The 22,265-nt window shown below is 41.0% G+C and carries 22 protein-coding genes; 7 read left to right on the top strand and 15 right to left on the bottom strand.

All coding sequences use genetic code 11. The annotated features are described in order from the left end of the window. Window positions 1–101: 101 nt before the first annotated feature. The 14 genes from G476_RS24185 to G476_RS0117190 all read right to left on the bottom strand — a co-directional run bounded on the left by G476_RS24185 (window position 102) and on the right by G476_RS0117190 (window position 12,223). Window positions 102–650 (bottom strand): dTDP-4-dehydrorhamnose 3,5-epimerase family protein, encoded by a 549-nt coding sequence (locus G476_RS24185; protein WP_026691193.1) that lies wholly within the window; start codon window positions 648–650, stop codon window positions 102–104. Further along, a complete protein-coding gene (gene rfbG / locus G476_RS0117250; RefSeq protein WP_026691192.1) occupies window positions 634–1,728 on the bottom strand; it encodes a CDP-glucose 4,6-dehydratase in 1,095 nt (364 codons plus the stop codon). The genes G476_RS24185 and rfbG overlap by 17 nt, the downstream gene beginning before the upstream one ends. After that, window positions 1,729–2,541, bottom strand: coding sequence for a glucose-1-phosphate cytidylyltransferase (gene rfbF / locus G476_RS0117245; protein ID WP_026691191.1), 813 nt, complete (start codon window positions 2,539–2,541; stop codon window positions 1,729–1,731). 12 nt (window positions 2,542–2,553) lie between these two features. Next, window positions 2,554–3,324, bottom strand: coding sequence for a glycosyltransferase family 2 protein (locus tag G476_RS23005; protein ID WP_026691190.1), 771 nt, complete (start codon window positions 3,322–3,324; stop codon window positions 2,554–2,556). Further along, complete coding sequence (locus G476_RS22360; protein WP_281170472.1) at window positions 3,314–4,219, bottom strand: NAD-dependent epimerase/dehydratase family protein; 906 nt, start codon at window positions 4,217–4,219, stop codon at window positions 3,314–3,316. Before G476_RS22360 ends, G476_RS23005 begins: the two co-directional genes overlap by 11 nt. A 173-nt stretch (window positions 4,220–4,392) precedes the next feature. After that, window positions 4,393–4,746 carry a ParB N-terminal domain-containing protein gene (locus G476_RS0117230; protein WP_026691189.1) on the bottom strand — a complete coding sequence of 118 codons (354 nt, stop codon included), beginning with the start codon at window positions 4,744–4,746 and terminating at the stop codon, window positions 4,393–4,395. A gap of 108 nt (window positions 4,747–4,854) precedes the next feature. Next, window positions 4,855–5,133 carry a hypothetical protein gene (locus tag G476_RS0117225; protein ID WP_026691188.1) on the bottom strand — a complete coding sequence of 93 codons (279 nt, stop codon included), beginning with the start codon at window positions 5,131–5,133 and terminating at the stop codon, window positions 4,855–4,857. A gap of 13 nt (window positions 5,134–5,146) precedes the next feature. Beyond that, window positions 5,147–5,770: an acetyltransferase gene (locus tag G476_RS0117220; protein WP_026691187.1), complete on the bottom strand. Its 624-nt coding sequence runs from the start codon at window positions 5,768–5,770 to the stop codon at window positions 5,147–5,149. After that, window positions 5,767–6,453 carry an acylneuraminate cytidylyltransferase family protein gene (locus tag G476_RS0117215; RefSeq protein WP_026691186.1) on the bottom strand — a complete coding sequence of 229 codons (687 nt, stop codon included), beginning with the start codon at window positions 6,451–6,453 and terminating at the stop codon, window positions 5,767–5,769. The genes G476_RS0117220 and G476_RS0117215 overlap by 4 nt, the downstream gene beginning before the upstream one ends. Next, the gene (locus G476_RS0117210) at window positions 6,450–7,943 is read right to left on the bottom strand and encodes a hypothetical protein (protein WP_026691185.1); all 1,494 of its coding nucleotides are present in this window, start codon (window positions 7,941–7,943) and stop codon (window positions 6,450–6,452) included. Before G476_RS0117210 ends, G476_RS0117215 begins: the two co-directional genes overlap by 4 nt. Before the next feature lie 7 nt (window positions 7,944–7,950). Further along, window positions 7,951–8,898 (bottom strand): Gfo/Idh/MocA family protein, encoded by a 948-nt coding sequence (locus G476_RS0117205; protein WP_035187246.1) that lies wholly within the window; start codon window positions 8,896–8,898, stop codon window positions 7,951–7,953. Beyond that, window positions 8,895–9,878, bottom strand: coding sequence for a Gfo/Idh/MocA family oxidoreductase (locus G476_RS0117200; protein ID WP_026691183.1), 984 nt, complete (start codon window positions 9,876–9,878; stop codon window positions 8,895–8,897). Before G476_RS0117200 ends, G476_RS0117205 begins: the two co-directional genes overlap by 4 nt. A 16-nt stretch (window positions 9,879–9,894) precedes the next feature. After that, window positions 9,895–11,208: a CDP-glycerol glycerophosphotransferase family protein gene (locus G476_RS0117195; RefSeq protein ID WP_026691182.1), complete on the bottom strand. Its 1,314-nt coding sequence runs from the start codon at window positions 11,206–11,208 to the stop codon at window positions 9,895–9,897. Beyond that, window positions 11,201–12,223: an SDR family NAD(P)-dependent oxidoreductase gene (locus tag G476_RS0117190; RefSeq protein ID WP_026691181.1), complete on the bottom strand. Its 1,023-nt coding sequence runs from the start codon at window positions 12,221–12,223 to the stop codon at window positions 11,201–11,203. The genes G476_RS0117195 and G476_RS0117190 overlap by 8 nt, the downstream gene beginning before the upstream one ends. Window positions 12,224–12,423: 200 nt before the next feature. Here G476_RS0117190 and G476_RS0117185 point away from each other — a divergent pair, with 200 nt between their 5' ends. From G476_RS0117185 to G476_RS0117155, 7 genes are all read left to right on the top strand, one after another. Then, window positions 12,424–13,539, top strand: coding sequence for a DegT/DnrJ/EryC1/StrS family aminotransferase (locus G476_RS0117185; RefSeq protein ID WP_026691180.1), 1,116 nt, complete (start codon window positions 12,424–12,426; stop codon window positions 13,537–13,539). A gap of 2 nt (window positions 13,540–13,541) precedes the next feature. Continuing rightward, window positions 13,542–14,600, top strand: coding sequence for an N-acetylneuraminate synthase family protein (locus G476_RS0117180; protein WP_035187243.1), 1,059 nt, complete (start codon window positions 13,542–13,544; stop codon window positions 14,598–14,600). Then, complete coding sequence (neuC, locus tag G476_RS22355; RefSeq protein WP_245579689.1) at window positions 14,584–15,699, top strand: UDP-N-acetylglucosamine 2-epimerase; 1,116 nt, start codon at window positions 14,584–14,586, stop codon at window positions 15,697–15,699. Before G476_RS0117180 ends, neuC begins: the two co-directional genes overlap by 17 nt. Window positions 15,700–15,892: 193 nt before the next feature. Beyond that, entirely contained in the window at window positions 15,893–17,212 is a 1,320-nt protein-coding gene (locus G476_RS0117170) for a YheC/YheD family endospore coat-associated protein (RefSeq protein ID WP_026691178.1), read from the top strand. Between the two features lie 151 nt (window positions 17,213–17,363). Further along, the gene (locus tag G476_RS0117165) at window positions 17,364–19,001 is read left to right on the top strand and encodes an AMP-binding protein (RefSeq protein ID WP_035187363.1); all 1,638 of its coding nucleotides are present in this window, start codon (window positions 17,364–17,366) and stop codon (window positions 18,999–19,001) included. 828 nt (window positions 19,002–19,829) lie between these two features. After that, on the top strand, window positions 19,830–21,167 hold the full coding sequence (locus tag G476_RS0117160; protein WP_026691176.1) for a YheC/YheD family endospore coat-associated protein: 1,338 nt from the start codon (window positions 19,830–19,832) through the stop codon (window positions 21,165–21,167). Beyond that, window positions 21,164–21,910: a YheC/YheD family protein gene (locus tag G476_RS0117155; protein WP_026691175.1), complete on the top strand. Its 747-nt coding sequence runs from the start codon at window positions 21,164–21,166 to the stop codon at window positions 21,908–21,910. Before G476_RS0117160 ends, G476_RS0117155 begins: the two co-directional genes overlap by 4 nt. Window positions 21,911–21,971: 61 nt before the next feature. Here G476_RS0117155 and G476_RS0117150 read toward each other — a convergent pair whose 3' ends face one another. Next, complete coding sequence (locus G476_RS0117150; RefSeq protein ID WP_026691174.1) at window positions 21,972–22,202, bottom strand: hypothetical protein; 231 nt, start codon at window positions 22,200–22,202, stop codon at window positions 21,972–21,974. Between the last annotated feature and the right edge of the window lie 63 nt (window positions 22,203–22,265).

Here is a 22,265-nt window from a genome sequence, read left to right as displayed (position 1 = left end):
ATTTCCTCAACGTTAAAATGAAGCCACTGAAAAAGTCCGGTTACTTTTTAAGTGGCTTCCATTTTGTTTACATAAGTTTGCTTGATGATATTTTCCAGTAATTAAAATGTAAAAGGACTCTTAAACTGACTTAGTAGTGGAAGGTTTTTATCTTTGTCGGAGAGTATGGGAGTGTTTGTCGGCCATGTGAAATTAATGGATTGCCAATGTATACCGGAATCGTGGGATGCAGAATGTTCTGAGGTAACGTGATAAATTACTATAGCTGGTCCTTTACTAACGTAATATGCATGAGCTAGACCATCTGGAATGTAGGCCTGATTCCCTCGTTCTGGGGATAACGTGAACACATGATATTGACCAAATGTGGGGGAACCTTTTCTGAGGTCGATGACAACATCCATGATCTCGCCATAAGAGCAGCTGACCATTTTAGTGTGGGAGGCGGGAGGTGTTTGGAAATGAAAACCTCGGAGAACGTTATTATGGGATATAGTATAGTAGGTTTCACGAAAGTTAGTGGTTAACTGGTGATTATTGAAAACATGATTATGAAAGGTTTTTGTTAAGGTTCCTCGGTGGTCACTATATATTGGGGATGATATTTCGTAGCATCCGGGTATTTTAGTAGCGTTAATGATTAGGTTCACTAAGCACCCTTCCTTTTAAATAATCCATTATTTGTTCTTCGGTGACAGATCTTGCGTCAGCCCCTTTTGAAACAGCTTTGAACCATTGAACAACTTTTTCTAGCGCTATGTCAATTTCCCACTTAGGAGCCCAATGTAATACTTTATGTGCTTTGGTACAATCAAGCATTAACGTCTTTGTTTCATGATATAGAGTCGTCTCATCATGGGTGATCTTTAGTGACTTTTCCCACTTTTCACAAAGGGTCTCTATTATATATGAGACTGGCTTATGACTAGTGAGCGAGGGACCAAAATTCCAAGAACCGCTGAATTTACCCTCGTGAGTATACATTGATTGGGTTAGTAATAAGTAACCATACAATGGATCGAGGACATGCTGCCAAGGTCTTACGGCATTTGTGTTCCGTATCGTTAAAGGAGAAGATGAAGAAATCGCATGCACCAAATCGGGTACAAGCCTTTGAGGAGTCCAATCACCGCCTCCAATTACGTTTCCGGAGCGGGCTGTAGAAAGGACAACATCCTTTTGGCAGGGGAAAAAAGAAGAGCGATAAGAAGAAGTGATAAGCTCGGAGCATGCCTTACTATTCGAATAAGGATCTGATCCTCCCATTTGGTCATTTTCTCTATAACCCCAAGACCACTCTTTGTTTTCATAACATTTATCAGTCGTTACATTTAAAACGACTTTTGTAGGAGCGCCGTCCAAGACACTTTGTCTTATTGCTTCGTATAGATGTACAGTCCCCATAACATTTGTTTCATAGGTCAAGAGAGGAGCGGTATAAGAATATCCGACTAGTGGTTGTGCAGCCATATGGATAATAATATCAGGGTTGGCTTGTTTTATTTCTGAAGCGAGGTGGGGATAGTCTCGAATATCACCAGTAACGGATTTCACTAACGTTTTAATGCTCGCTAATTCAAATAGGTTTTTGGGAGTAGTTGGGGCGAGGGCATAACCGGTAACAATCGCTCCCAGTCTGTTTAGAAGTAAACAAAGCCAAGATCCTTTAAAGCCAGTATGTCCTGTAAGGAATACCCTCTTTCCTTTCCAAAAAGATGAATTCAACATTTACGTATCACCATCCATAGTGTTCGATTTACTCTCTCCCCAGACTTTCCATGGAGCTGTCCCGGAAACCCATAGCCGCTCGAGGTACTGTTGATCTCTAAGGGAGTCCATTGGATACCAAAAGCCATTGTGTTTATATGCCATAAGTTGCCTTTGTTTTGCGATGGTTTGGAGAGGGTCATTTTCAAATGTGGAATGATCTCCATCAATAAGTTTAAATACAGACGGTTTCAAAACCATAAAGCCACCATTTACAAAACCTTTAGATCCTTCTACCTTTTCTTCAAATTCAGTAACAGAATTTTTTTCATTAATAGATAATACACCAAACCTGCCTCCTGGTCTTGTGGCGGTAAGAGTAGCCATTTTCCCGTGTGTTTTATGGAAGTTAACGATCTGGTTAATATCGATGTCTCCTATTAATCCATCACCATACGTTAATAAAAAATCTTCTTGACCAACATACTTCTCAACCCTTTTTATTCTTCCACCAGTCATTGTGTCTAGTCCTGTATCTACGAGCGTAACAGTCCATGCTGCTAGATCAGTATTATGAACTGTAAACTTATTGGGAGCAGAATAATCAAACGTTATATCAGAGTTGTATAAAAAATAATGAGAAAAGTATTCTTTTATTATTTCACCTTTATAACCAAGACAAATGATGAAATCGGTGAATCCAAAGGTAGAATAAATCTTCATAATATGAATGAGAATTGGGAGCTCACCAATCTTGACCATCGGTTTGGGTAAGCGGTCTGTTAATTCACTTAATCTGGTACCATAGCCACCAGCGAGAATGACCACCTTCATGTTCCAACCTCCTTATGGTTTATGATTTTTTAACCAAGTGACAAGATGCATTTTGTCCTTAGTAGTAATACGATTGTTCATTCGATTTTCTCGAAAGAAATTAGCCCTCTGAATATACCTCTCCCAGAGATTTTCTGGTCTTAGCCTTTCTAATCGATCAGCGTCCAACCCAGTACCTCTCTCAATGTATTGGTTGCTAAGGAACATGGCATTGTACCCTTTATTAGCTATCTTCATGGAAAGGCAGGCCTCACCAGTCCAATCATCTGGCAAATAAAACCCGGTTCCTTTTATTGCGTCTCTACGATATATTGTGAGTGAAGGTGGAGGCATATATCGTAAACTGCCGATAAATGAATAGTATTCATTTGCACTCATCAAGGTTTTTTTCTTAAAGACAATAGTAAAAGCTTTAGGGGGAATGATATGAATAACGCCTACTTTGGGATTAGTTTCAAATAGATTCACGATCTTATATAAAAAGGCGTAATCGATATAGCGGTCATCGCCGTGAAGGGTAAAGATGTACTTCCCTTTTACCTTCTTTAAAAGGTAGTTAGAATTTTTGCGCCATCCCACATTCTTATCTTTCCGAAATAAGGTTATTCGAGGATCATGATAAGATTTCACTCGTTCATATGTTCCGTCAGTTGAATGGTTATCAGAGATTAGGAGTTCGAAGTTTGAGTAATTTTGATTGAGGATGCTTTGTATGGAGGAGTCAATCTTGTTTATTTCATTATAGAGGGGCATGCATATTGAAATGAAAGGCTTATTTATCATATGAATCAGCTCCAAGGTAGGTACACAATGTGATGATATGATCGTCTAATGTATCTGTAGGTCGATAAATAGAGTTAAGGTATAAGCTCTTGAATGTAAAAGGAAGAGGGGGAGGGTCACCATTATTATGCTTAGGAACGTTTACGTACACATCCAATTTAAAATGATGTTTCATAACCTTTTGTACGGTATAGGCAAAGTCTTTAACCGAAAGTGTTTCACTTCCTGCTGCATGTATGACTGGGTACTGATTTGGCTGTTGGATAACCAATTCAATGATCTTACATACATCGAAAACCGAAATGAAATTTCTCATTTGACTGCCAGAAGTCTTTAAATTGATTGCTTTTTGAATGACGGCATCCCTGCAAAAAGAAAATGGAATTAAGGACCATCTCTTAAATGTAGAAAGGTCATCTGGAACCCCAAACAAATTACTTGGTCTTAAGATGATCCCTTTCAAGAGCCCTTTTCGAGTATACATTGTTACATAGTCTTCAGCATGAAGGTGGCTAATTCCATAGATATTAAACGGAGATGGTGGGGTCTTTTCATCAATTAACCCACTAGGGTTTCCAAAAACATGAAAAGTAGATAGATATATAAAGGTTTCTATATTATTTTCTACGCAGAAGTCGAGAGCTGCAATGGTCCCTATTGTGTTTTGTGAGACGCTAGTATAAGGGTCGCTTAAACAAGTGTTTTCATTGGCTCCAGCTGCATGGATAAATAAATCGACTTTCGGTTTAAATGTTGTGGAAGAGAAATTGTATGGTTTGTCTAAATTGAAGTACAATGTTCCGTTTGGAGACCTGTTAGCCTCATATACTTTCATTCCTTTAGAAGAGAAATAACGTTTAGCCAACGAACCAAAGTAGCCTGTTGAACCTGAAATGATGATTGTTTTAACCGTTGAAATGATAATCCCTCCTAAACTTTACTTTTAATATCCTATGGAAATTTTATAAAATAGAACCTTTCATTTACCTAGGTATAGCTAGAATAGACAGAAGCCAAAAGAAATGTATATCTTAGTCTTCTTTTATACAAGCCACTTCATAGTAGCTTCTAATGAGGACCCTTCTTTTTCGCTTCTTTAAATAACCTCTGATAAATCCCCAATTCCAGTGCCCTTTGTTTTCCGTTAGATTCAAAGTAATAGTTGAAAATCATCTTTGCATGTTCCTTGGAAAAAGCGCCACTTTTGACCCCAGGCCATCTATAAACATGCTTGATCTTTACATAAGGCGGCCACCCTTTGAAGAGCTTCACTTGAATTTTTTTAACTCCGAGGAGCGCTAAGGCAGCTAATCGATGATGACCGTTTCGAACGATGAAACGATAGTCATCTCCTTTAATAAGAAAGTACCCTCTGATATACCCGCCTTTGTAACGACGAGGACGATAGCCTGAACGCTTCATATTTTTGTAAAGCTTGACTGTTTTTTTAACTTCGGATTTGGTAAAGGGGAGTGGATTGGATCCGAAAAACTGAGAGTAGTTTTTTATCGTTCGTTGTCGCGTATCTTTCTAAGGAAGTTCAGAATGATGTGGGGGGCGATCAGGAAGGAAGGGGTGTTCTTTTTGGTGAAAAAACAGTGCTTCTTCCAATGTCTTTGGCTTAAAAAGGGAGTAGTATTTTTGTAATCGGCTTTCTTTGCCTCCTTTAAGAGCTCCGTTCACACCATAACTTAGATAATGCCAGCTATCTCTTGTATACCCATGACCGAGCCAATCCCTACACTTATCCAATCTTACTGTGAAAATTAAAGGCTTCTTTTTATAGACAGTAAGATGCTTTGGGATCATACTAATCTCCTTTTCATATATTGGTTTTTATCACTCGAGCCGGAACCCCTACGGCGAGAGCGTGGTCGGGAATATCGTTAATGACAACGGATCCTGCGCCTATCGTGCAATGCTCGCCAATTGTAACTCCTGGAATGACGATAACCCCGGCTCCTAAATCACTGTTCTTACCGACCGTGACGTTTCCTGCTAAATGACTTCCTGGTCCAATGTTCACGTAAGAAGATAAGGTACAATCATGATCCACAGTCGCACTGGTGTTAATGATGCACCCATCTCCAATGGTAGCCCCCGGATTAATGACAGCAGCGCCAATGACGCTAATCCCATCTCCAAGTTTTACGGAAGAAGCAATGATGGATTTTTCGTGTAGGGCGTTGAGAGTTGGAAGGTTCTGTTCTTTAAGAAAGTCCAAATATGCTCCTCTTGTTTTGCTATCTCCAATGGCTACGTGCCATGTTGATATGATGGTTTGCATAGAAAGGATTGTGTTTCTATCGCCAGGTAAACGAGGATAGCTATGAAAAAAAGGATCAACAGTGTCAGCGAAGAAAGTCACCAACTGACCTGGGGATTGGTTTGAAAGAATGTCCAAGGTCACTTTTGCGTGTCCACCCGCTCCAATAATCCCGATCATCCTTCGCTACGCCCTTTTAACAATAGGGATGCTAATGAAAAGTCAAAAGAGGTATCGATATCGACACTATCCTCTTTCGTCATCACATATGGGAGGGTGTCTTTTGTGAAAAAGGATCGTTCCTTTCGAAATGCGGAAGTCTTCACGATATAGATCGCTCCATTTAATTTATATGCAGGAAGAGTGTGTTCGTTTTGTTCTTTAACGAAGAGTTGGATCATGCCGTTGTTTCCTTCTGTGACAAACGTAGAGAGTTCGTCGCGGATTGAGGAGACGCTTAAAACAGAGTTGGCTTTTTGGGTGTGATAAAGGTGAAAGGCTTCTTGGATATGTTGGGCGGTACGAAGAGGGGAGGTGGGTTGTAATAAAAGAATCGTCTCCGGGATATATTTTTCATCTTTTTCTAAACAATCAAGAAGGTAAAGACATGCATCAACAGGGGATGCGTGATCATCCGATAGAGAGGCAGGCCTTGGGAATGGTACTTCGGCACCGGCTTTTCGTGCCACATGTGCGATGTCTGGATCATCTGTAGAAACAATGATTCGGGTGATCTCAGGCGTTTGTTGACCAGCTTCAATCGTGTATTGAATAAGAGGTTTTCCATTTAACTCTTTTATATTTTTACCGGGCAAACGCTTTGAACCGCCACGGGCAAGAATAAAAGCCAGTATTTCTTTCATGAACGATCCCTCTTTTTCATTTGTTCTTTTAGAAGTCTAACCATTTCTTTAGATGGCGTGCTTGTTTGACGAATGGTCTCTCTTAGAAATTGGTGACTCAATTTTTGCAATTCTTGTTGATAGTCTGGAAGGTGAGTAACCTTTTTAAATTCTAGAAATAAGTCCCTAAGGTTGCGTACTACGGGTCCTGCCTTGGCTTTTGCAAGGTGGGCATGGTAGTCGTGTGGATTCATTTTGAAATTATACGAGATTTTGGGTTGAAGAATGACAATTCCCTTTTTTAGAAGAGCCCCTTCAATTGCTGTGTTTGAAGACACGGTCATGACTACATCTGTGTTCCTTAACGCATCATATAGGGGATAGTTACGTGATAAGACCTTGATATTTTTGTTCTTTTTAGATAAAGGATAGTAGTTAGCTGGATCATTTCGGTGAGGTTTGATGAGTATGGTCAAGGGTAATTTTGCGAAGGTAGTGGTCGAAAGCCAATTTTTCAATACCCTTGTTGTTCTCCTCCCTAGCCATTGGGTGGTAAATAAAACAACGCTGTGATTAGCTGGAATGTGTAAAGACTTTTTGAATTTGGCTCCGTTTATTGAGCGTTTCCGTTTGTCATATTCGAACTTTAAATTACCCGTTATGGTAATTTGAGAGGCTGAAATACCTCTATTTAAGTACCAGCTTGCTTGATTTTTTCCCCATGCACAATAATGCGATGCTCTAGTAGGAAGAAAGTTGGAGTCGGTGGCTAAAACCGGTGGCGTATAGATAAAAGGAAGATTATATTTTCGAGCTAACATCGAAAGGATTGTGCCGGGGGGGACGATTTCGGTTCTTTCCACGATTACACCGATTGGATTCTTTCTGATTATTTTATCTAGGACATTTATTCGTTTAATCGCCACCTTCAGCTTTCTCTTAAGCCAGCTTTGAAATGAGTGTGTCTTGAATAAAGGATGGCTTAAGACTTTCTTTGAGCTTAGTAGCTTTTTTAGCTTTCTTAGTAGTCTTCGATACGCTTTTTTGGGTAATTTTTCTTTTTGTAAGGATGATTGATAATTGACCTTTTTTACTGATTTAGGCAACCGAGCTTGACGAATAGCGGCACGATCTTCTCGGTTGGAAATCGTTAGTATGACTTGTTCTGAGCGGAGATGTTCTGCAACAAACGTGGCAAACACACCGGGAATCAGATACGTTTTTCTTTTATCAACAACGGATAAGTCTCTTTTTATGACAGGAATGCGTTGTAACACTTTTTGTGCTTGGCTTGCCGTTGTTAACCGGTGTTTCTTTTTTAACTTCCGAATGTACGACTTTTTTTTGATATTCTTCGTAATGTGTGGTGTTGCCTGCTTTTTAAATTCATGTACAAGGGTAGGCGGCATTTCAATTCCTTTATAAGTCAAAGTGGAAAAGGTTTCAAAGAATTCTTTTAATAAGCTGTACCTGATTACATAATCATTGTTTAATCTTTCACTACCATACATGTATGTCTCAAACTCCTTTCTTAATTCGTTGGTACCAAGTATGAACGAGTTCACTATGGGTACCGATCGTGATAAACGAGGTGTGATCATTCTTTAGGAAAGCGGTGACCATGGATTGAAGTCCTGGTTTGAATGATTCTCTCTCGTTATTTTCAAATGTATGCTTTTTATATTCCGTCTCGTCATGATCCAAAACGCGAAGTTCTTCCAGTGGCTCCAGTAAGAGTTTCCGTTTTTTTGTAACGATTTCCACCCGCCATCCACCTGGCCCAGACCAGTTACTATGGTATGAAAATAAAGCGTTGTTAACGGTCTTTCCTGATCCTGAAAAAACCGATGCTTGAGGATGCCATGGTAATCCACCGCCAATATTGGTGTTCATTTGTACTGGAGGACCACAAAGAAAAAAAGCTAGATCAATGACATGGGTAGAGTTAGCTAAAAACCAATTGTTTTTAAGTTCTACATTTTTTACAAGATCGTCGACTCGTTTACTACGTTCGGTGAAATCGAAGTGACAGGACAACACACCCTCGTCTTCTTCGATTAATGCCATGGCTTTTCGTACGGATGGATAAAATCGTCTATTATAAGCCACATAAACGTTTGCTTGACGTGATTTCGTTTCAGCCGCAACTTGAGCAATCTCCACCTCGGTCATCCCACCAGGCTTTTCGACTAATATGTGTTTGACCCCGTTCCTGATTAACTCCATCGTGACTGAGGCAAGCTGATCGACGGGAACACATATAATGGCTTTAGAAGGGCGGCCTTGGTGCTTGGATAAATAAGCTGATAAGCCACCTGTTTGACAAGGAGAACCTGTTTGGGAATAAAAACGTTTTGCAGAGGCTTCCGTTCTACATATGCAAGTAAAGCTGACGTTTAAATGCTTAAGAACCTTAGCATAAGCCACTCCCATCGGACCTGCTCCAACGAGAAGAACTTGGTTCATGAGATTGGACACTCCTTTCCGCTTGTAAGGCCTGCTTTTTTAAATTTGGCAGACAGCACTTTAAGTAAAGGGAGGTGTTGTTGCCATGACTCTTGATAAGTGGGTAGTTTGCATCTATTAAAATTAAGGATGTCTTCTACATACAAATGAGTGAGGTTACTCTGAAGAACAATGTCACAAGGAAATGGTTTCCATAACCAGTTGGTTTTCTTATGAGCTACCCACCCTTCTTGTTGGGTAAAATTTAAAACAAGGTGTACATCTGAGTTGGAGACGTGAAGGATAAAAGGATTTCCGGATTTGTCTTGAGAGGTTACTTTAAAGGTACTGCCGTTCTCCCCTAGTCCTTCAAGTGTGCCGGTAACTTCATAGAATCCCTTGCGTTTGCTCAGTTGGATAGCATTATTTAGACGAGATTGGCTTAAATCTACAACCCTCTCATCGGTTAGATAAGAGAAAAGATCTAAATGGTGAATGGCGTTGGAAGCTAGGTTCCAGTCACTTCCTACTAATCGATAATGAACTGGCGTTGAAGTCCTCAGCTCTTCTTTGGCCTTTTCAAATGTTTCTAATGTCCTTAATGGACAATTAACCCAGCACATGACGCCCTCTGACTGTAAACGGTCATTAATTTCAACAAAGCTCTCTTCGTCTTGAAAGACGACTTTCTCCAATATCATACAGTCCACATGAGAGGTTTCTAGTAAGTGTAGAACAATGGTCTTTCGTACGTCGGAAGTTGTTGCAATAATGGCTACATCAATATTGTCAGGTAAATCGCCAAGGTCATTTAAATAATAGATGTCATGCTTCACATGTGTTTTTGGGGTCTCTTTATATTGTTTTTTTGCAAGTGTTAATGATGAAGGATTGGGATCCACAACAAACAGGCGAGCGCTTCGGTTAAGGCGCTTTAAGGCTTGGAGGTGTCGTCTACCGATTTGTCCGGCACCGATAATGGCAAGGATAGGTCGATTCATTCTACTCTCTCCTTATTCACAATAAAAATGAAGCTGGTGTATTTTTGGTCGGGTTGTTGTCCGACGGTACTTTAAGACGGTTTGTAGTCACCTTGTTAGCTAATACAGATAAAAAGATGGTGTGTAAGGAAGCGCGAGAAGTGGCCCGTTTTAAAGGTCCCTTTACGAAGTACAACTGTTTCTTTTTCGTGTAAAACACAACCGGCTTACCAACGAGCATCGCTTCATAACCTACGGTGGAGTATGGGGTAATCACCAAGTCAGCTTCTTGGATCAGCTGGTTTAACGGGATCGATCCATGTGGGTATACTGTGGTGCTTTTTCCTTTTGTCCATCTGCGAAACGATTTTTGGTGGTGGTCAGGGTGTAGTTTAATGTTGAGTTGTAGGCGATTTTCAATACCCTTGGCAGCTCCTTCAATTCGCCTGATCATTCTGCGATTGAATCCTTTTCCTAAAGGCTGCATAGCGACAAGGATTTGTTTTTTCTTGTGTTTACGTGCGGAGACTTTTGCTCGACCGCTTCTTACAAATACTGGCGTTGCGATTTTCACTTTCTTCTTCGGTACCCCATTTGATACGAGGTAATTGACATGTGACGGCCCCCATACAAGGTGCAAATCTGCGTTGGAAGGTAAATGCCCGATGTCACCAAGAAGTCCGTGTTGGTAGTTGATGGTCTTTGCGCGACGGGTTTGAGCGAACGAGGTCACGAATCCTCCATGGCGGTTAAGTGTAGAGCCGTAAAACGTTGTGGTGATGGTGTGTTTGTCAAACAAAGTATGCATACGGCGGAGGTTTTTCATGAGCGTGATCACTTGTATTTGGATCCATCTCTTAAAGGCGTTTGTCTTTAAAAAAGGTGGTGTATCTGGTGAGGAAGTGATGGTCTTAATGCGCTGCAGTACCTTTACTTGCTCGTTGGAAGGAATCGCTTTTTCTTTAATTTTCGGCAAGTAATAAAGAGGGCGTAAGCGAGGATTTGCTAACGCTTTTTTGTATTCACTTCTTTTATGAGCTAAAAAAACCATGGGTATGACACTTTTTTTCTCTAATACAGGAGAGGCCATTTCCGCTCTTACGAGGATAGATCCACCCTTTTTTTTCAAGGGAGTATGGTTAATGAGGTAGGGAGTACACGCTTGTTGAATGCTCTTGGAAGAGTGAACTTTTCTTTTTAAGGCCCGCGCTTTTTTACGGTTTCTCTTAATATACTTTTGAAATTCTCTCAAAAGAGGAAGGGCGATTGGAACACTGTCATACGTAACGGGTGAAAAGGCATGTAAAAAATCCACAGAGTGCAACCACACGTAATTTAGCTTCTTACCCATCGTTTTCACCGTCTAGTTGTTCAAGGATATGAATGATTTCAGACTTATTAATAGAAGGGACGTGATCGGAGCGATTACTTAATTGTGAAGACGGTTTGAAGTGGTGATAAGACGGCAAAACTTCCGGGAGAATGACGAAAAGCTCATCATCTTCATATAATCGTTCAGTTTCGTGAGCATGAAGCAATTCCTCGTACTTCTTCTCTCCTGGTCTACTTCCGATTTCAATCACATCAGGCAAGGGCAATTTTTTCTGTTGGCAAAAGGATTGGATGGCTTCGGTTAATTGATGGAGCTTTAACGCTTTCATTTTAAATATGAATGTTTCGCCACCTTTTGCGTAATAGATCGACTTTAACGTTAACTCAGCCGCTTCTGAAATGCTCATGAAAAAGCGAGTCATCTCAGGATCGGTAACGGTAAGTGGCTTTCCTTCTTTTGCTTGTTTCATAAAGAGAGGAATCACCGAGCCGCGGGAGTTAATGACATTACCGAAACGAACGGAACAAAAGACCGTATCCTTGTTGTTTAGCTGATTGTTGGCGTTTGAGAACAGCTTTTCGGAGATCAGTTTTGTTGCCCCCATTGTGTTCGTCGGATTCACTGCTTTATCCGTACTCACATTGACAACTTTTTTCACTTTGTTTTTAATGCAAGCACGAATGACGTTTTCGCTTCCGATGATGTTGGTTTTTACAGCCTCAAAGGGGTGGTCTTCACACACCGGTACTTGTTTTAAAGCCGCCACGTGAAAGACAAGGTCAATGTTTCTTGTGGCATATTCAATCGCGCTGTAGTCCCGGATGTCTCCAAGGATGAAGAAGAGTTTTGGGTTGGGACGATATTTTTCTTTCATTAAAAATTGTTTGCTGTCGTCTTTGTTGAAGACGACAATTTTTTTTGGCTCATACTCAAGTAGAGCTGATACGATCTGTCCACCAATTGAGCCTGTGCCACCTGTTACGAGGATGTTTTTATTCTTTAAAAACGTTTTTATTCGTGAACGATGGTTCATCAGACTGCCACCTCTATTTTTATAGTTACTCTTAAATACCTTATGAGCGGATGGACAAAGTTGCTCTAGTTAGGAATCTATTTTCAAAAAATAGGAGTGATTGAAGCGGTAGTAGTGTCAATGGTCCAAGCCATTTCTTGCCCTTGGCATTCATTAATAAGAGTTACACTATTTTTGATATCAGAAGGGTTGTTTGAACCATGTTTATTCCACTATCAAAGCCCGATCTTACAAATCTAGAGAAACGGTATGTAAGGGAAGTGATGAACTCAGGACAGTTGAGTATCGGGGAAAAAACAAAGCGATTTGAAGCGTTATTTAAAGAAAGGTTCTATGCCAAGTATGCTGTTGCTATGAATAGCGGCACGAGCGCTTTACATGTGGCAGTAAAGGCTCTTGGTCTTAAAGATGGCGATGAAGTCATTACTACACCATATAGCTTTATTGCGTCAGGGAACTGTTTAGTCTATGAAAAAGTAAAGCCAGTGTTCGTTGATATTGATCCTACTACGTTGAATATGGATCCATATTTAATCGAAGGAGCGATTACCGAGCGTACAAAAGCGATCTTAGTCGTCCATGTGTTTGGTCAACCGTGCGATATGGATCAGATCATGGCAATTGCTAGAAAGTATGATTTAAGAGTCATTGAAGATGCTTGTGAGGCGATAGGAGCAAAATGGGGTAGTGAGTATGCTGGTTTAATCGGAGACGTAGGTGTGTACGCGTTTTACCCAAACAAACAGATCACAACGGGTGAAGGTGGAATGTTGGTGACCAACAGACAGGATGTTGCCCTTCAAGCGCAAACCTTACGAAATCAAGGGAGAAGCCCGGATAATCAGTGGCTTGATCACGATCTAATCGGCTATAACTACCGAATGTCCGAGCTTCAAGCGGCCGTTGGTGTCGGTCAGATGGAGCGACTATATGACATTTTGCAAAAACGAGAAAAGGTGGCCAATCGTTATAAACAACTTCTTCAAGAATATGATGTGGATGTGACGTTGCCATCTGTTTTAAGTAAGTGCCACATGAGCTGGTTTGTGTTTATCGTGATCCTTCCTAAAGCGGTGGAACGAGCGGTAATCATAGAAAAGTTAGGGGACAAAGGGATTCAGACGAAGCCGTATTTTCCGTCGATTCATTTGCAGAAAAGTTATGTGGATCGGTTTGGTTATAAGGAAGGGGATTTCCCGATAAGTGAAGCGATGTCAAAGCGGACGTTAGCGATTCCTTTTCATACAATGTTAATGCCAGAAGAACAGCGATATGTGATTGAAGGATTGAAAGAGAACATAGATAAGGAGGCGTAACGATGACATTCTCCATTAACGGCAAGCCCATTGGACCTGGAAACCCCATGTTTATTATCGCGGAGATTGGCGTGAACCATAATGGATCGGTGGAAAAGGCTAAACAATTGATCGATCATGCGAAAGAAGCTGGGGCCAATGCGGTGAAGTTTCAAGCCTATCATACAGAGTCCCTTGTAACAGACCAATCCGAGTTGGTTCAGTATCAAAAATCCGGTGGCGGGTATTCCTCCCAAAAAGAGATGCTTTTACATTACCAGTTAAGTAAAAGCCAATTTGAAGAGTTAAAAAAGCACTGTGAGCAACAAGAAATCCTTTTTTTAGCTACGCCGTTTGACCTTCAAAGTGCCGATATGCTAGAAGACTTGGGTGTTGAAGCATACAAAATCGGAAGCGGTGACATTACGTTTTATCCTTTATTAAAAAAACTTTCGACGTTTCATAAGCCTGTTATCTTATCAAGTGGGATGACGACAATAGAAGAAATCGAGAAGGCGATCCAACTCATGGGGCAAACGCCAATCGCTCTTCTTCATTGTACTTCTGCTTATCCTACTCCACCTGAGGATGTCCATTTGAATGTGATTCATTTGCTAAAAAAGTATGTTTCATGTCCCATTGGACTCTCCGATCATACTTCAAGTACGGAGGTGGCTCTTGCGGCGAATGCCCTAGGCTACACGATCTTGGAGAAGCATTTTACGTTGGATCGTCATTTACCAGGGCCAGACCATAAAGCATCCATTACACCAGAAGAGCTAAAAACGCTCATTAAACAAATTAGAATAGTAGAAAAGGCCATGGGAGAAGAGAAAAAAGCGATCCAACCGTCCGAGGTGGGGACGAAGCCACTAGTGAGAAGAGGGATTTATTTAAACATAGACAAGAAAGCGGGAAGTGTGGTCGAAGAAGGAGATTTGATTTATTTACGCCCCGAGCACACGCTTTCGGCTGCTGACTTTGAACGAGTCATAGGGAAACGTATAGCGAGAGACATGAAAAAAGGAGAGCCACTTCAGTGGGGAGATTTTGAGGTGACACTAGATGGGGATGGTAGCTAAGACGATTCTTTGCGTAACAGGGACGAGGGCGGACTATGGAATCTATCGTCCTCTTTTATATGCGCTGGATAAAGACCCTTACTTTTCTCTTAAACTAGTCGCGACCGGAATGCACCTACTACCAGAATATGGGATGACAGTGGAGGCGATTAGAAAAGACGGATTTTCTCTGGTCGCTACCCCGTCCATCCTGTTTCGGGATGACACAACGGTCGGGATGAGTCAGACGGTAGGGGTAGGGACGTTATATTTTGCTGAACTCTTTCAGCGTGAGAAGCCCGATGCTGTTCTTTTACTAGGAGATCGTGGTGAGATGCTTGCTGCTGCGATTGCAAGCCATTATCAAAACATCCCTTCTGTTCATCTTCATGGCGGGGAACAATCAGGCTCAGCTGATGATAACGTCCGACATGCGATTTCAAAATTAAGTATGTATCATTTCACCGCAACGGAGAAATCAAAAGAACGGCTGATTGACATGGGTGAAATAGGGGATCACGTGGCGGTAAGTGGGTCTCTTAGAAAGCATGACATGGAGGCGCTTCGTTTAGAAAAGGCGTCTCCCCTTCTAGAACAAGTGAAGGGTTGGAAGAAAAGGAGACTTCTCGTTCTGGCTGTCCATCCGGATTCAAAAGGGAAGCTGGACTTCGATGAGCAAGTTCAACGTGTTATTGAAGGGGTAGTGCCTTTTCAGGACTGGTCAATTGTATGTATTGGTCCGAATAGTGACGCAGGAGGACAGGTTTTCCGGAGACACTTGAGCGGATTTGTAAAGAGGTATAAGCATGTTCATTATAAAGAAACGTTGTCCTCTAATGAGTATCTCTATCTTCTATCACAGGCGGACGTTTTAGTAGGGAATACGAGTAGTGGCATTATTGAGGCGCCATTTTTCTCACTTCCATTCGTGAATGTAGGGGAGCGTCAAAGAAATCGGGAATGTGGCCAAAATGTGATTCATGTTGACTATGATGGTGACGCTATCGCTAAAGCAATTAAAGAAGCTGCGTCTCTAAAACTTACTACTAAGGACAATCCTTATGATGTTGTCTCGTCACCGGCGTTGTTTATTGTCGAACAAATGAAACAGTGGATTTAGCACAAAAGGACGACTCTCTTGTTTTTTGGTCAAGAAGAGCGTCCTTATTTTGCCTATTTTACAAGAATGGGCAGGCTATCCAAGGGTATTTATCCATACATCATTCTCTTCCTCCTAATAGGATAAGGTGTAACGTCATTTAGGATATACACCTCTATGTGTATTGCTTATTGGGGAGAAAGGAGGGGGAGTGTTGTATTGGATAAAAATCGAAGAAGATTGTTCGACTGAAAACGAAGTAGCAGTTTCATCTTGGATCTATGAGGAGTTTAAGAAGGTAAACAATCTTCAACATGGATTGTTAAAAGAAAGCTGTGTGATCAACAGTGAAAATAGATTGTTAAATACTGGAACAAAAGATGACCCATTTAGAATTAAAGTCTCAACAAATATTTACAAAGCTCTTTACTTTATTGATGACATCGTTTATCAAATGCAGACGGATGGAAGAACACTCAAGGTTGGCCCCTTAAGTGGCATGACGGTCTTTAAGCCTCATAAAGCCGGTAATAGTAGGGTAAAGCAATACGAAAAAGTAGGCGGGGTGTTCATTGTCTTCAAGCCTAAAACGATGAATTGGGATACAAAGACAGTAGAGGGATACGTATATCATGCCAATCAAGGAAAGTGGATACACACCACGGTTCCTTTTCCAGAAGTGATTTACCGAAGAGGGGCAAGGTTTCGAGAGGACGTTGTCCAACGTTATCGAAAATTAGGTGGAACCATCTTTAATTCCAAGCCTCTTTTTAAGGGAGAAGTTGATCAATTGTTGCTTAAGCAACATTTGGCAAAAGAAAACATCATTGATTTTCGTCCCGTAACGTCAGAAGAGGACGTCTTTGAGATGCTCGACGAACACCATGAAGTGGTTATGAAACCACGCGTCGGCGGGAAAGGTAGAAGAATATTATTTATTAGTAAGGTGAGTCCCGAAGCATTCGAAGTTTATGATTATAGCAAGTCGAAAACTGCTGGAAAATTACTTCTCACACTTCAGCAACTTTCTCACTTACTTACACAAAAAAAGGTTATTAGAGGACGATACATCGTTCAAAAGAAACTTAGGCTAAGAGAGCATAATGGGTCGCCATATGACATTCGTGTTCATATGCAAAAGAACAACAATGATTGGGTGTGCAATGGGATTGAGTGCCGGGTTGCTTCATCTGGAGAATATGTAACCAACCTTGCCAAAGATGGAATAGCACTACCTTTAAGAAAGGTGCTGGAAGGCTCTCGAAAAGAGAGGAAAAAAGCAAAGAGGGCGATTATAGCATTTGCTAAAACAATGGCAAACGCCCTGGATCAAGCCTTTTCTAATGAGTGCTTTGCTGATATCGGAATGGACATCGCGATGGATGAGGAAGGAAAGCTTTGGTTTATCGAAGCGAACGGTCTTCCCTTGTTTAACGGTTTCAAACGGATCTCAAAGAAAGCCTATCGTCGAATTGCAGCACAGCCTCTCTTGTATGCCACTCAAAAACAAGGGTTTCAGGTAATGGGGAAATAAGCGATATGGTAAAAGATCCAAGTATTGTGCTCGGGTCTTTTTTATCGCATGGTTTTAAACATTCTGAAAATAATTTGACCCCGTGCCGTCAAGGTCGATATAATTGATCTAACTGGTTTTGACTAAAGGAGGCGTTCAACAAATGGCAGAGATGATTCATTCAACCGTTGGAAAGGTTTTGCAAGACGTCGCGTCAAGTAAGCCCGATCGAGAAGCACTTGTGTATCCTGAACGTGGATTGCGTCTTACATATGAAGAATTTGATCAATCGTGTCAAAAAGTCGCCAAAGGATTAATGAAGATTGGCATTGAGCGTGGGGAACATGTAGCCATATGGGCGACGAACAAACCGGAATGGGTTACCACTCAATTCGCAACGGGCAAAATGGGGGCAGTTCTTGTAACCGTTAACACGAATTATCGAACGGCAGAAATGGAGTTTTTACTTAAGCAGTCCGATGCCACAACGCTTATTTTAATGGACGATCATCAAGGCACATCATTCTTGGACATGCTCTATGACGTGGCGCCGGAGCTTAGAGAATGTGAGCCAGGTCAATTGCAATCGGAACGACTGCCATTTTTAAAGAACGTTATTACAATGAGTCATGATCGGCACCCAGGTGTGTGGAGTTGGTCTGATTTGCTTGCGTTAGGCGAAGAGGTGTCTGATTCAGAGCTTGAGGAGCGCACAAGCAGTTTGGAGCCTGATGACGTCATCAACATGCAATACACGTCAGGAACGACAGGCTTTCCGAAGGGCGTCATGCTTACTCACTCAAACTTGATTAACAATGCAAGAAACATAGCGGAGTGCATGAATTTAACGAGTGAGGATCGTATGTGTATTCCTGTACCGTTTTTTCACTGTTTCGGTTGTGTACTTGGAACCTTGGCTTGCGTGAGCGTCGGTGCGACGATGGTTCCGGTGGAGGAGTTTAAGCCTAGCGATGTTTTAAAAGCGGTGGATCAAGAAAAATGTACGGTTCTTCACGGTGTACCAACGATGTTTATAAAAGAATTGAATGAAAAAGACCTTGCGTCTTATGATTTTTCTGCCCTTCGAACGGGAATAATGGCAGGTTCCAACTGTCCTGTAGAAGTCATGAAAGGCGTCATGGAGAAGATGGGAGCAGGGGAAATGACAATTGCTTACGGGCAAACGGAATCTTCTCCGGTTATTACCCAGACCCGTGTACATGATTCGCTGGAGCGTAAAACGGAGACGGTGGGCCGAGCACTTCCGAATGTGGAAGTGAAAATCGTTCATCCGGGAACAAATGAAGAAGTCCCTCGCGGCCAGCAGGGAGAATTGATCACGAAAGGCTATCATGTGATGAAAGGTTACTATAAAGACCCTGTTGCCACGAGTCAGGTGATTTCTGAGGACGGTTGGCTTAAAACTGGGGATTTGGCTGTGATGGACGAGGAAGGTTATGTGAAAGTGACGGGCCGCCTTCGCGACATGATTATTCGTGGGGGGGAGAACATATACCCTCGTGAGATCGAAGAATTTCTTTATCAGCATCCAAAAGTGCTTGATATTCAAATTGTTGGTGTGCCGGATGAAAAGTATGGAGAAGAAGTCTCTGCTTGGATTATTTTAAAAGACGGAGAGACGGCTACGGCAGATGAGATCCGTAACTACTTTAGCGGGAAGATCGCCAAGTACAAAATTCCTCGCTACATCGAATTTGTAGATGAATATCCGATGACCGCTTCTGGTAAAATTCAAAAGTTCAGGCTAAAAGAACAAGCCGTTAAAAAGGTGAAGATGGATAAAGTATAAAAGAGAGCCTACCAAATTGGTAACGGGTTCCGTTAACTATCGCAAACATTATAAATGACCTTCAAATTGTTTGGAAATTTGAAGGTCTATTTTTGTTGATATAAAGGGATTTCGATCATTATTTTTGGGGGATTTGTAATGCAATTTGTCTATTAAAATGCGGGGATACAATAGCCACACTACATTTTTACTTACAAATTGATATACAGAAAATATTGGTTAAGCACTGTTATAACTGAATGATAATTTCACTGTGTTTGAAAAATAAAGGGAGGAATTCCGTCTAAATTGATAAATACCCATATTTCCTTAATAATAAGGGGAGTTTTTCCGCTTATATTATCCAAATCTTTAGATTTTGTCTTATTCAGAGCAGTTAACGGGAATATCTCCGCTTATCTTCGCCTCTTAACCTCCTTTATCCACATTAGGAGGAAATTCTCCGCCTATGATACCTAAGCAAAAGTTGATATAAGAGGGCGGAATTGGTTTGCAAACTTCGTAATACGCAATCCCAATAATTAGCAATTAAAAACAAAATAGCAAGGGTAGAAACCCTTTCTATTTCTAATGTTTTTAATCCTCTAGGCTAACAAATTGCTCTACATTTTAATAGCGCAAAAAGGATTACGTTTTGGTTTGCATTTCCCTATGCAAATTGACGTTTTGTGATAGGAAACGAACCCGTTATCAAATTGGGCGGCTTTTTCTCGTCTTACCTGCTCTTCTATGAGTTGAAATCCCTAAGGCTAGTAGGTGTTTGGTAAAGCAAGGCCATCAATGGTTACGTATTTTAATGTATCCCATTTACGAAGGAAGGATTTTACGATGCGTTCGTATTGGATACAAATCGTTCCGATGAATCAACCAGGAATGCAGATGATCGTGCCAAAAAGACTTCAAAAACGAAAGAGAAAAATAAAGAGGGTTCATCATGGTCTGCTATCTACCCATGTTTCAGTAAGACGCAGAAAGATCAGAAAAGGGGAAGACGGAAGCAAAAAGAACCCCTTTGCTGTTCACATGTCGAACGAACTTCTTTCCTATTTGTACGTGCAGTCTTCGTTACTCTATCAACTAGTAGTAACAAAAAAGCACGTGAAGTTAGGCCCAGTAACAGGAATTTTAGTTACGGACATGAAAAATGTGATAAACGACTTAAGAAAGGAATCACAGTCAGTAGTTGGTGGAATTTTTGTCGCATTAAAACCAAATCAAATTGATTGGGAATCAACTACTGTAAACGGGTTTGTTTTTGATGGGGAAGACAACCGTTGGACAGATGTCAAAGTACCTCTGCCAGAGGTGTTGTTCGTACGTACCCCTCCTTTAAAACGAATAAGAAAATTATTAACGCGGTTTCACCAGCAAGGAGGAACAGCCTTTAACACCAAGCGTTATAGCAAGTTAAAGGTTGAAAAGCGATTAAGAACTGAGTCGTTCGTTAAAGGCCGGTTAATCACAAGCAGACGTGTGCGCACGGCCGAAGATGTGGTAGAAACGCTGGAAAACGAACAGGCAATCGTTCTGAAGCCAACGAGAGGATTAAAGGGACAGGGGCTCGTGTTTATCAATAGACATAAGGGTGACATGTTTCTAGTTTACGATTATCGTAAACGAAAGACAGGGCTAAAGATGGAGCTTGAGAAGAGTGCCTTGGAATTGTTTTTACAGGGGGTTCGGTATAAAAGAAAAAAGTACATCTTGCAACCCTGGATTGCGTTTTTACAATATAAAGGTAACCCTTTTGATATGAGAGTTCATATGCAAAAAAATCATGGAGCATGGATTTGTAGTGGAATTGAATGCCGCGTGGCTGCACAAGGGGAAAAGCTAACCAACCTTTCAAAAGGCGGAGGGGTGGTTACGTTTGAAACAGCGATTCGTGACACTTGTTCAAACGTAACACGAGAACATGTTGTAGACTTCGCTCTTTCCTTATGTGATGCAGTAGAGCGAGCATTCCCACATGATCATTTTGGCGACCTTGGGTTAGATATTGGTATTGACCAGAGCGGGAAATTGTATTTTATAGAAGTGAATTTCGCCCCGGGGTATAAGGGGTTTAAGGGAATCGATCCCATTGCTTACGAAAAGATTAGTCATCAACCATTTGTATATGCCGCACAGTTAAAAGGTTTTGATAGGGAAGAGGAAAGAAGATGAGTTATTCGAAAGGAAAATTAAAAAAGTATCACTTACTAAAAAGAAATCAGACCCTTGCTGTGAAGTTGCCAAAAACAGTACGGTATACACAACGTCGTCTCGTTAGCATGTTAAATCGCTACGGTGTGGTTGTCATCAAGCCGAATTTTGGGAGATTAGGACGCGGTATTATAAAAGTTGCTCTTTTAGATGGAAGCCAATATGAAATACACCATCAAGGACAAAAGAGTAACGTTGTTGGCAATGAGAACTTGTTGGATTTTCTAAAAAAGAAAATGCTAAGAAAAAGGTACATTATCCAAGAGTTCATTCCTTTACTTAAAGTGGGGGATCAGGTGATGGATGTAAGGGTGATGGTTCAACGAAAAGCCCGGTCTGAAGAGTGGGTTGTAACCGGAAAGTGTGCTAAATTAGCACATAAAGACTACTTTACATCAAATGCGGCCACATCGATAAAACCTGTTGAAGAGGTGTTAAAGGCTTCAGCACCCAATGTTTCTAGTATGTGGGTAAAAATCTATAAGGATTTGGATCAGGTAACGATGGAAATAGCCATTCATTTACAGAGATATTATCCTAAACAAAAAGAGATAGGTGTTGATTTAGGTATTGATACCAACGGAATGATCTGGATTATTGAAGCCAACTATAAACCGATGACGGCTATGTTTGCTCGACTAGACAATCCCTCTACGCTTAAGAAGATTTTGTCGTTTAGAAAAAAACATGGGATTCAAAGATAAATGTAAATGTTAAAGCCCCTTTTCCATACTGAAAAGAGGTCCATTTTATATCCATTATTATTTATAGTAATGATACGTCGATATCAACAGTCAAAGTAGTATCTAATAGGTCGATCTCAACGCCAAGTAAGCCAGCAAGTGGAACGATAACCGTTTGCCCTAAGATAGAAAGAGTGATAAGCCCTCCACTAACCGGAAGGGTTTCGGTTAATATAACTACTTCCGTTTCGAGAACCTCGCCTCCCAAAGCTGTTGCCGTTACAGTAACGGTTGCTAATGGTGTAACTCCCATAAAGTCACCCCCTTTATCATTCTAATTTAGTGTATGAAGGTGAATCATTTAAGCTTGTACGTT

The sequence above is a fragment of the Alteribacter aurantiacus DSM 18675 genome (assembly GCF_000429705.1).
In the GTDB taxonomy this organism is placed as follows: Bacteria; Bacillota; Bacilli; order Bacillales; family Salisediminibacteriaceae; genus Alteribacter; species Alteribacter aurantiacus.
Note: the sequence above shows the minus strand (reverse complement) of the source record. Positions and strands in the feature narration are given on the sequence as shown.